The organism is Corallococcus sp. CA053C (assembly GCF_003611675.1).
Taxonomy (GTDB): Bacteria; Myxococcota; Myxococcia; order Myxococcales; family Myxococcaceae; genus Corallococcus.
The window spans coordinates 1-10,371 of sequence record NZ_RAWA01000354.1 but is presented as its reverse complement, the minus strand read 5'-3'; the positions used below and the strand labels follow the sequence as shown (position 1 = coordinate 10,371).

Genomic DNA, 10,371 nt, shown 5'->3' with positions numbered 1-10,371 from the left:
CCGCCCTCACCGCGCTGACGGGCGATCTCCGCCTCGATGGAGGCCAGGAGCTGGCGCTCCTTGTCGTGCCAGCGCGACTTGCTGGGGTCCGCCAGCGAGCGCCGCGCGCCGTTGGCGTAGAACTCCAGGTCCTGGAGGCTGGCGCCGTAGACGGGCGCGCCCTTGCTGCGGCCGTAGTTGGGAAGGGTCATGCCGTCGCCACCACCGGCCGGCGCACCCGCGGCGGGGGCGGCGCGACGGGCCGCCGGGGCCGCTGCCATGGGCGTGGCGCTCATGGACAGCTCGCCCAGTTGCAGCGTGAAGCCCTCGCCGTTCCTGTACGCCGTGCCCACCCGGACCTGCTCGACCTGACCGTCGGGGCGACGGACCGCGACGGTGACTGGATATTGCTCGCTCATGCGGCCCGGAATCACACCGCCGGGGGCTCCCTGTCAATCGAAGGAAGCACCGCGTGTCGGACGCATGGCGGGCCGCTGGGGGCGACCCACCACGCGGGACGTCCGGGGGACGACGTACGCCGTCAGTTCAGCGACACCATGCCACCGCCCGCGCCCTTCTTGCGGACCCAGGCCTTGGGCTTGGGGGGCGCCGCGACGGGAGCGGGCGGCTTCGCCGCTTCCTTCAGGGCCTGGCTGCCGGCGCGGCCACGGGGCAGCTTCACGTCCTGCACCGACTGCGACCGCGCGCCATCCACCCACGCGTCCGGACGGCGGCCCGTGCGGATGAGCAGGCGCAGCTTCTGGTAGTGCGCCGAGCAGTAGCCCTTGGAGCGGCTCTGACGCTTGCACCCGATGACCGCGCAGGCCTGGTTGTCTTCAGCAGCCGGAGCGCGCACGGCCGGAGGACGGCCGGGGCCGCGGGTGGCGGGCGCCTTGGCGGCGGGAGCAGCGGCCTTGCCGGCGGGCGCCTTCACGGGCGCCTTCACCGGCGCGAGCTTCGCGGCGGGCGCCTTCACGAGCGCCGCGGCGTTCTTCGCGGCGTTCTTCGCGACGGTCTTCGCGGACGGCGGACGACCCGGGCGGCGGCGGGCCACCGGCTCCGGCGCCAGCGTGGGCGTGCGCACGCCGGCCACCGCACCGAGGCGGCTGGAGAGGGGCGCCAGACGCTGCGTCACCTCACGCAGGACATCCAGGGCTTCCAGCCCCTTGGCCATACGGGCCACGGCCTTCTGAAAGGGAGCGAGTTGCTGTTGCAACTCACGCCGGACCATGTCGCGCAGTTCGGTTTCAAGGGAAAGTGGGGCCATGTGGGGCAGGATATACACCCAACCGTCCACGGCGGGATGGAAACATTGCTCAGGATGTTAAAGGAACCCGTCATGACCCCGGTTCCCACCCCCGTCCGTTTCCGCGGCACCGACTCCTACCTCACGAGCGAGGGCCTGCAGGCCGCCGTCAACTGCGCCCTCACGCTCCAGCGCCCCCTGTTGGTCAAGGGCGAGCCCGGCACCGGCAAGACGCTCCTCGCGGAGGCGATTGCCCAGGGACTGGGATTGAAGCTGCTCACCTGGCACGTCAAGAGCACCACGCGCGCCCAGGATGGCCTGTATGTCTACGACACGGTGCAGCGCCTGTATGACTCGCGCTTCGGCGACGGGGACGTGCGCGACATCCGGCGATACATCCGCCTGGGGCCGCTGGGCGAAGCCTTCGCCTCCCCGGAGCGCGTGGTGCTGCTCATCGACGAGGTGGACAAGGCCGACCTGGAGTTCCCCAACGACCTGCTCCACGAACTGGACCGGATGCGCTTCCGCATCTCCGAGACGAACGACGAGGTGGTGGCGAAGAACCGCCCCGTGGTGCTCATCACCAGCAACAACGAGAAGGAGCTGCCGGACGCGTTCCTGCGCCGGTGTGTGTTCCACTTCATCGACTTCCCGGAGCGCGACCTCATGCAGCGCATCGTGGACGTGCACCACCCGGGGCTGGACGCGTCGCTGTCCGAGCAGGCCCTCAAGGTCTTCTACGAGCTGCGGGCGATGACGCGGCTGCGCAAGCGGCCCTCGACGAGCGAGCTCATCGACTGGATCTCCGTGCTCAAGGCCAACGGCGTGATGGAATTGAAGCTGGAGGAGCAGCTGCCGTTCCTGGGCGCGCTGCTCAAGAAGGAGCAGGACCTGGTGGCGGTGGCGGAAGCGTTCGGACGCGGCCGCAAGTCTCGCGCGTAGCAGGGAAGGACACGGGCCATGTTCCTGCCGTTCTTCTACGAGCTGCGAAAGCGCGGGGTGAAGGTGGGCGCCCAGGAGGCGCTCGCCCTCGCCGGGGCGCTGAAGGCCGGGCTGCATGACAGCAGCCTGGATGGCTTCTACCACGTGGCGCGCGCGCTCCTGGTGCACTCGGAGACGCAGCTGGATGCGTTTGATCAGGCGTTCCTCTCGCACTTCCAGGGCGTCGCGTCCGACGCGCTCAAGCTCACCGAGGAGCTGCTCTCCTGGCTGGAGGAGGCGAAGGAGCGGCGCGACCTGAGCCCGGAGGAGCTGGCCCTCCTGGAGCAGTGGGACCCGGAGGAGCTGCGCAAGCAATTGGAGCAGCGCCTGAAGGAGCAGACCGAGCGCCACGACGGCGGCTCGCGCTGGGTGGGCACGGGCGGCGCGTCTGCCTTTGGCAACAACGGCATGGCGCGGCAGGGCGTGCGCATTGGCGGCACGGGCGGACGGCAGGGGCAGGCGCTGTGGCAGGCCGGCGCTCGCAAGTACGCGGGCTACCGCGACGACGTGGTGCTGGACACGCGGCAGATGGCCGTGGCGCTGCGCAAGCTGCGGGCCTTCGTGCGCGAGGGCGCGCTGGAGGAACTGGACATCGAGGAGAGCATCTCCGCCACCGCGAAGAACGCGGGCGAGCTGGAGGTGGTGACTCGGCCGCCGCGCAGGCCCAACACCCGCGTGGTGCTGTGCATGGACGTGGGCGGGTCCATGGACCCGTACGCGCATCTGGTGAGCCGGCTGTTCAGCGTCGCCAGCCAGGCGTCCCACTTCAAGGAGCTGCGGACCTACTACTTCCACAACTGCGTCTACGGGAAGCTCTACGCCACGCCCCAGCTGACGGGCGGGCTCACCGTTCCGGAGCTCACCGCGCAGGTAGGCCGGCACCACAAGCTGGTGATGGTGGGCGATGCGTCCATGGCGCCGTATGAGCTGGGCATCCGCACGGATGCCAATGGCCAGTACCGCCAGGAGGGACTGGAGGGGATGACGTGGCTGATGCAACTGGCCCAGCACTTCGAGCGCAACGTGTGGCTCAACCCGGAGCCCCGTGGGTCATGGCGCTCGGGCACCATCGCGATGATCGCCAACGTGTTCCCGATGTTCGCGCTCACCGTGGAGGGGCTGGGTGAGGCGGTGAGCCACCTGACGCGCGGGAAGACTCCTCGCGGGGCGGCGGTGCGGCGGTAGCCTGGGGCATTCCCGGGAAGTCCAGTGTCCCCTGCCGGCCAGCCCACCTGGCGGCGGGTGTGTTTCGTGCGGCGCACCGCGCCCGGTTGCGGCATGGTGCGCCCGCGACGCACCCCGGCGCGGGAGACTGCATGACGACCGAGAAGATCGATACCCAGGCAATCAACACCATCCGCACGCTGTCCATCGACGCGGTGGAGAAGGCCCACTCGGGCCACCCGGGCGCCCCCATGGCGCTGGCTCCCGTGGCCTACCAGCTGTGGCAGCAGGAGCTGCGGTACGACCCGTCCCACCCCATCTGGCCGGACCGCGACCGCTTCATCCTCTCCAACGGCCACGCGTCCATGCTGCTCTACAGCCTGCTGCACCTGGCGGGCGTCAAGCGCGTGGACCGCGAGTACGACGTGACGGACGCGCCCGCCGTGTCGCTGGAGGACATCCAGAAGTTCCGCCAGCTGGACTCCGCCACGCCCGGCCACCCCGAGTACCGCTGGACCACCGGCGTGGAGACCACCACCGGCCCGCTGGGCCAGGGCGTCGCCAACAGCGTGGGCATGGCGCTCGCCAGCCGCTGGCTCGCGGGGCACTTCAACAAGCCCGGCTTCGACCTGTTCACCCATGACGTCTACGCCATCTGCGGCGACGGCGACATGATGGAGGGCGTCGCGTCCGAGGCCGCGTCGCTCGCCGGCCACCTCCAGCTGCCCAACCTCTGCTGGATCTACGACAGCAACCACATCTCCATCGACGGCAGCACCGACCTGGCCTTCACCGAGGACGTGGGTCGCCGCTTCGAGGCCTACGGCTGGCGCGTCCTCCAGGTGACGGACGCCAACGACCTGGACGCGCTGGGCAAGGCCTTCCGCACCTTCAAGGAAGCGCGCGGCAAGCCCACCCTCATCGTCGTCAATTCCTTCATCGGCTATGGCGCGCCCAAGAAGCAGGGCTCCGCCAGCGCCCACGGCGAGCCCCTGGGCGCCGAGGAGCTCAAGGGCGCCAAGCGCAACTACGGCTGGCCCGAGGACGCGCAGTTCCTCGTGCCCGACGGCGTGCGCGAGCGCTTCCAGGAGCGCATGGGCGCGCGCGGCAAGCAGCTGCGCGAGGCGTGGGAGAAGTCCTTCGCCGACTACCGCAAGCAGCACCCGGAGCTGGCGCACGAGCTGGAGCGCATGCTCAAGCGCGAGCTGCCGGACGGCTGGGACAAGGAGCTGCCGGTGTTCCCCGCGGACGCGAAGGGCATGGCCACGCGCGAGTCGGGCGGCAAGGTGCTCAACGCGCTCGCGAAGAACTACCCGTGGCTGGTGGGCGGCTCCGCGGACCTGAACCCGTCCACGAAGACGTACCTGTCCGCGTCCACGTCCATGAAGCCGGGCGAGCACTCGGGCCGCAACATCCACTTCGGCGTGCGCGAGCACGCGATGGGCTCCATCGTCAACGGCCTCAACCTGAGCAAGGTGCGCGCGTACGGCGCCACGTTCCTCATCTTCAGTGACTACGAGCGCCCGGCGATGCGGCTGTCGTCGCTGATGGAGATCCCCTCCATCCACATCTTCACGCACGACTCCATTGGCCTGGGCGAGGACGGCCCCACGCACCAGCCGGTGGAGCAGCTGGTGTCGCTGCGCGCCATCCCCGGCAACATCGTGCTGCGCCCCGGTGACGCGAACGAGGTGACGGAGGCCTGGCGCTACATCGCGAAGCAGCAGCACCACCCGGTGGTGCTCGTGCTGTCGCGGCAGCCGGTGCCCACGCTGGACCGCACGAAGTTCGCTCCGGCCTCCGGGCTTTCGCAGGGCGCGTACATCCTGCAGGAGGCCGAAGGCGGCAAGCCGGACGTCATCCTCATCGGCACCGGCACGGAGGTGTCGCTGGTGGTGGAGGCCGCGGAGAAGCTCCAGGCCGAGGGCGTGAAGGCACGCGTGGTGAGCATGCCGTCGTGGGAGCTGTTCGAGCAGCAGCCCGCCGAGTACCAGGAGCGCGTGCTGCCCGCGTCCCTCAAGGCGCGCGTCGCGGTGGAGAAGGGCGCGGCGTTCGGCTGGGAGCGCTGGGTGGGCCACACCGGCAGCGTCATCGGCATGCGCAGCTTCGGCGCTTCGGCGCCCATCAAGGCGCTGCAGCAGAAGTTCGGCTTCACCGTGGAGAACGTGGTGAAGGAAGCCAAGGCCACCGTCGCGAAGTCCAAGGCGACGCAGCCGTAGAAAATGAAAGGGCCCCGGACCCTCCCCCGAAGGTCCGGGGCACCTCTGGGTTCACCGCCGGGCTACCTCCGGCGGGAACTCCGTGGATGCGTGTGGCTGTAGTTCCCCCCTGCGAATCCCCCCGTTCAGCTCCCCCCGTTCAAGCCGCGACTCCCCCCGAGTCGCGGTACCGCGGTGCTGATCAGGCCGCGAAGAACATCGGGCGCGGGCGCGGCGGGTTGCTGACGAACTCCATCTCCTTGATCATCTTGTTGAAGTCGCCCTGGGCCATGCCCGTGGAGCCGTGGGCCTGCGCGCGGGAGGCGTACTTCTCGTAGGTCTCCACGACCTTCTTCGCGTCCGGCGTGAGGCGGTCGTAGTTCTGGCGCGCCCACTTCATCGCGTCGGTGAACTCCACGCCCGCCGCCTGGCCGTCATGGTCCGCGGCGCCCTTCTTGATGGCGGCCGTCAGGTCCTTGCCGTTGATCTGCCCGTTCTTGTTGTCCAGGCCCTGGAGCGCGTTGCGCATGGAGCTGTCGCGGAAGGTCTGGAAGCGGTCCATGGCCTTGAACATGGAGTCCGTCTCCTTCGTCGTCATGCCCTCCGGGCCGGCCTTCTTCGCGGCGGCCTGGTAGGTCTTCAGGACGTTCTTCGCCTCGGGCGTCAGGCGGCTCTCGTTCTTCGCGGCCCACTTCTCGAACTCCTTCAGCTCGGAGGTGGTGGAGTGCCCGTCCGTGTCGGAGATGCCCTCGCGGATGGCCTTGGTCAGGTCCTCGCCGGAGATGGGGCCGTTCTCCTTGTCCAGCTTCTCCGTGGCCTTGCGGGCGCTCACGTCACCGGCGCCCACCTTGCGCATCTCGCGGTTCATGGCCGCGGACTCCGTGTCCGTCAGGCCGGTGCGGCCCTGGGCCTGCGCCGCCTTCGTGTGCTTGCGGTAGACGTCCAGCACTTCCTTCGCCTCGGGGCTCAGGCGGCTCTCGTTCTTGGAGGCCCACTTCTCGAACTCCTTGGCCTCCGCGCCGGCGGCCTGGCCGTCGTGGTCCGCGGTGCCCGTCTTGATGGCGCGGGCCATGTCCTCGCCGGACACCGTGCCGCCCTTGCGGTCGAGGTGCGCGAGCGCCTTCTTCGCGCTGGCGTCACCCACGTCGCGCATCTCCCCGAGCATCTTCTTGAAGTCGTCCTGGGGGATGCCGGACTCGCCGCGCGCCTGGGACATGGCCGCGTACTTGGAATAGATGTCCACGACCTGCTTCGCCTCCGGCGTGAGGCGCTCGCGGTTGTTCATGGCCCAGTCCGCGACGGTGCGGTACTCGCTGGAGGCGGCCTGGCCGTCCAGGTCCCCGACGGCGCGCTCGATGGTGTCCGCCATCTGCCCGGCGCCGATGGAGCCGGAGGTCTGGTTGAGCTTGTTCAGCTCCACCATCGCGCCCAGGTCCTTGGGGGTCCACTGGGAGGTCGTCGGGGTCCAGCAGCCGCGGCTGCCGGCGGAGAAGTTGTCACCGTTCTTCACCGCGTCCTTCAGCGACGCCAGCTGCGCCTTCATGTCCGCCAGCTGCGCCTTCACCTGACCGAGCTGCGCGGCCTCCTTGCCGTGCAGCTTGGAGTGGCCGAGGTGGTGGTGATGGTGGACGGCAGGACGGCTGGAGACGGCGGCCTTCGTGATGACGGCGGAAGCGATCTTGGCGTTGGACATTTTAGATCTCCGGGAGGAGCGGCTTCCTTTGCGGAAGCGGTCATGCCGGGACCTATTGCGCGTGTCGTGCCACTTGCCCCGACGTGTCGTTCCATCGTGATTCCAATGGGTTACGCGACAGCGACGGACGCTTGGGGGTGGTGACAACTGTCACCACCGGTGATGACTGTCACCAGCCCCCCCACCCCCGGGTGGTGACGGCGGTCATCAGGGCCGGGGACTCTTGCGCGGAGCTGGCTTGAGCGCCTTGCGCACGCGCTGCTTGCCGGCGGGCCGTTCGGCGGCGAGCGCGTAGCCGCGCTTGAGGAAGAAGGGCAGCGTGCCCGTGTACGCGCTCCCATTGCTGATACGCCCTCCCCCGGCCGGCGGTTTCACCGGATAGGCCTCCAGGGTGCGGTGCCCTTCGCGACGCAGCGCGACTTCCACCGCGGCGAGCAGCACCGTGGCCACGCCCTGCCCTCGCCAGTCCCGGTGGATGAAGAAGCAAGGCACGGAGGCGACGGCGTCCGAGTCGTCGCACTTGAAGCTGGGGGCCCGGTCCAGGCGTGGGAAGGCGCGGCGGGGGCCGTAGGTGGCCCAGCCCACGGGGACTCCGTCCACGAAGGCGAGGACGCCCTTGGCTTCGCCGCTTTCGACCAGGGCCTTGAAGCGGCGCTTCGCTTCGGGGCCCCGCACGTCGTCGTAGCGCTCGCCTTCGGGGATGCGCCAGAACATGCACCAGCAACCCCCGCATGCGCCGTTGCGGCCGAAGAGCTGCTCCAGCGCGGGCCACAATTTCGGGGTCAGCTCGGTGGTCTGGATGTCAGGAGCGGCCATGGGGCGGACTTCTAGACGCCGCCGCGCAGCTCTGTCTCGGGCCACAGCGCGCCGTCGCGCTCGGTGAGCAGGAAGGTCAACCTTCCCTGATGGAAGCCTCGCACCGGGGCCTGGGGATCCGGGAAGCCCGGGGGGAGACGCCACCCGGGAGGCTGGAGGGGCGCGATTGGGATGGACTGGTCGCGGCGCAGGGCTCCCACGTCCTGGTCGGTGAGCTCGCGGACGCGCGCCCAGGGGAGCACATCGTGGCCGTGCAGCTCCACGCGCTGGCCCGGGCCGGGGTCCTTCCATGGGCCAATGGCCGTGCGGTGGAGCGCGGAGAGGTGCGCGCCGCAGCCGAGCTTCCGGCCCAGGTCGCGGGCCAGGGAGCGCACGTAGTAGCCGCCGCGACAGGTCAGCTCCAGGACGCTCGCGCGGGGCAGGTCGTGCGAGCGCCAGCGCGCGGCGTGCAGGTAGACGCGCGAGGGGGGCAGGTCCACGGCCTCGCCCCGGTGCGCCTTGCGGTAGGCGGGCTCACCGTCCACCTTCTTCGCGCTGGTGGCCGGGGGCACCTGCGCTGTCCACCCGAGGAACGGCTCCAGCGCCGCGTCCAGCAGGGCCGGGGTCAGCGCGCCGGTGTCCCCCTGGTGCACGGGGCGGCCGTGCAGGTCGCCCGTGTCCATCTCCGTGCCCCACTCCACGCGGGCCACGTACGTCTTGGGCACGGCGTGCAGCAGGTCGAACAGGTGCGTGGCCGGGCCCACCAGCATCAGCAGCAGCCCCTCCGCGAAGGGGTCCAACGTGCCGCCGTGCACCAGGGCCGTGCGCCGGCCGGGACGCGTGGCCTGGGCCTCCTCCTGGAAGGCGCGCACCACGGAGAAGCTCGTGGGGCCCACGGGCTTGTGCGTCAGGTAGAGGCCGGGGGTCACGACGGGTCCTCGTCGTCGTCCCGCGCTCCGGCCTTGCGCACCGTCGTCGCGCCGTCGTGCTTCACGAGGTGCACGGGCTCGGCACCCGATTGCTGGGAGATGGTGCGCGAGAGTTCCTCCGCGTGCGTCGTCACCCAGACCTGGCTGTATTTCGCCGCGTTCACGATGAGCCGGCCCAGGGGCTTGAGCAGCTCCGGGTGCAGGCTCGTCTCCGGCTCGTTCAGCGCGAGGAACGGAGGCGGACGGGGGCTGAGCAGCGCCGCCAGCAGGCACAGGTAGCGCAACGTCCCGTCCGACAGCTCCGTCGCCGCCATGGGCCTGGACAGGCCGGGCATGCGCAGGAACAGGCTGAAGCGCCCCTCGTCCGCGTGCACCTCCAGACGCGTGCCCGGGAAGGCGTCGTCGATGCCCTGCGCCAGTCCGGCGTCGTCCCCCACCTCCAGGATGGTCTGGAGCGCCGCCGCCAGGTCCCTCCCGTCGTGCGCGAGCACCGGCGTGCGCACGCCCACCTGGGGATGCCTCAGGGGCGCGTCCGGATCCGTGCGGAAGTGGTGGTAGAAGCGCCACGCCGTCAGGGTCCGCTGGACCTCCATCAGCCGGGGGAAGCGGTGCGGCTCCGCGAGCTGATCCAACACCGACTCGGAGCTCCACAGCTCCGTGGGGAACGTCACCCTCGTGCCGTCCGCGTCGCGCAGGAACGCCGTGCGGCCCTTGCGCTCCATCAGCACCCCGCGCCGGCCTCCTGAGTACGCCCAGAGGTGCTCCTCCTTCACCTCCGGATCCAACCGGAAGGCCGTGTCCGACTCGGGGATCGGGCCGCATTGCAGCTCGTAGGCGAGGTCGTCCAGGTCCACCGCCACCTTCAGCCGCACCGGCTTCTTGGGGTCGCGGGGGCCCGCCCACATCACGCTCGGGGTGCCGCCCTCCTCCGCCAGCGTGCGCGCCAGTCGGCCTTCCGCCGACACCGCCAGGAGGTACAGCGCGCGGTACAGGTTCGTCTTGCCGCTGCCGTTGGGCCCCACCACCACGTTCACCGGGCCCAGCTCCAGGTGGAGCTGACGCACGGAGCGATATCCGGCAATCTCCAGACGCGTGATGGGCATGGGCTGTGCAGCCTAGCCGTCTCCGTCATTGCGTATACGGCCGCGTGCCCACTTCCGTGGCGCCGTGAAGAGGAGAAGGCCCCCATGTCGCCCCCGTCCCGCTGGCTCCTGACCCTGGCCCTGGCCCTGACCCTGACCGGCTGCTCCAACGACGCCACCCCGGATGCGGGGACGACCACGGACGCCGGCATGTCCGTGGACTCCGGCACGCCGTTGGACTCCGGCACGCCGTTGGACTCCGGCATGCCGTTGGACTCCGGCACGCCCGACGTGGATGCGGGGG

At 70.2% G+C, this 10,371-nt stretch carries 9 protein-coding genes and 1 pseudogene; 4 read left to right on the top strand and 6 right to left on the bottom strand.

The annotated features are described in order from the left end of the window. The coding region (locus D7V97_RS33165) for a hypothetical protein (protein WP_120614625.1) at positions 1 to 398 on the bottom strand (398 nt) is incomplete at its 3' end. Positions 399 to 520: 122 nt separating this feature from the next. Then, complete coding sequence (locus D7V97_RS33160; protein ID WP_368668981.1) at positions 521 to 1,153, bottom strand: vegetative protein; 633 nt, start codon at positions 1,151 to 1,153, stop codon at positions 521 to 523. A 165-nt stretch (positions 1,154 to 1,318) separates the two neighbouring features. Here D7V97_RS33160 and D7V97_RS33155 point away from each other — a divergent pair, with 165 nt between their 5' ends. The 3 genes from D7V97_RS33155 to tkt all read left to right on the top strand — a co-directional run bounded on the left by D7V97_RS33155 (position 1,319) and on the right by tkt (position 5,589). Next, positions 1,319 to 2,167 (top strand): MoxR family ATPase, encoded by an 849-nt coding sequence (locus D7V97_RS33155; protein ID WP_120614623.1) that lies wholly within the window; start codon positions 1,319 to 1,321, stop codon positions 2,165 to 2,167. Positions 2,168 to 2,185: 18 nt separating this feature from the next. After that, positions 2,186 to 3,391: a VWA domain-containing protein gene (locus D7V97_RS33150; protein ID WP_120614622.1), complete on the top strand. Its 1,206-nt coding sequence runs from the start codon at positions 2,186 to 2,188 to the stop codon at positions 3,389 to 3,391. Between the two features lie 131 nt (positions 3,392 to 3,522). After that, positions 3,523 to 5,589, top strand: coding sequence for a transketolase (tkt, locus tag D7V97_RS33145; protein WP_120614621.1), 2,067 nt, complete (start codon positions 3,523 to 3,525; stop codon positions 5,587 to 5,589). Positions 5,590 to 5,770: 181 nt separating this feature from the next. Here the strand turns inward: tkt and D7V97_RS33140 are convergent, their stop codons facing one another. The 4 genes from D7V97_RS33140 to D7V97_RS33125 form a co-directional block, all read right to left on the bottom strand. Further along, positions 5,771 to 7,261, bottom strand: a complete 1,491-nt coding sequence (locus D7V97_RS33140) for a hypothetical protein (protein WP_120614620.1) — start codon at positions 7,259 to 7,261, stop codon at positions 5,771 to 5,773. Between the two features lie 207 nt (positions 7,262 to 7,468). Beyond that, positions 7,469 to 8,077, bottom strand: coding sequence for a GNAT family N-acetyltransferase (locus D7V97_RS33135; RefSeq protein ID WP_120614619.1), 609 nt, complete (start codon positions 8,075 to 8,077; stop codon positions 7,469 to 7,471). A gap of 11 nt (positions 8,078 to 8,088) precedes the next feature. Then, entirely contained in the window at positions 8,089 to 8,985 is an 897-nt protein-coding gene (locus tag D7V97_RS33130; RefSeq protein ID WP_120614618.1) for a tRNA pseudouridine(55) synthase, read from the bottom strand. Next, positions 8,982 to 10,088 carry an AAA family ATPase gene (locus D7V97_RS33125; RefSeq protein WP_120614617.1) on the bottom strand — a complete coding sequence of 369 codons (1,107 nt, stop codon included), beginning with the start codon at positions 10,086 to 10,088 and terminating at the stop codon, positions 8,982 to 8,984. Before D7V97_RS33125 ends, D7V97_RS33130 begins: the two co-directional genes overlap by 4 nt. A gap of 84 nt (positions 10,089 to 10,172) precedes the next feature. Between D7V97_RS33125 and D7V97_RS33120 the strand changes: the two are divergent. Continuing rightward, positions 10,173 to 10,371: pseudogene (locus tag D7V97_RS33120) on the top strand (hypothetical protein); the annotation flags it as partial.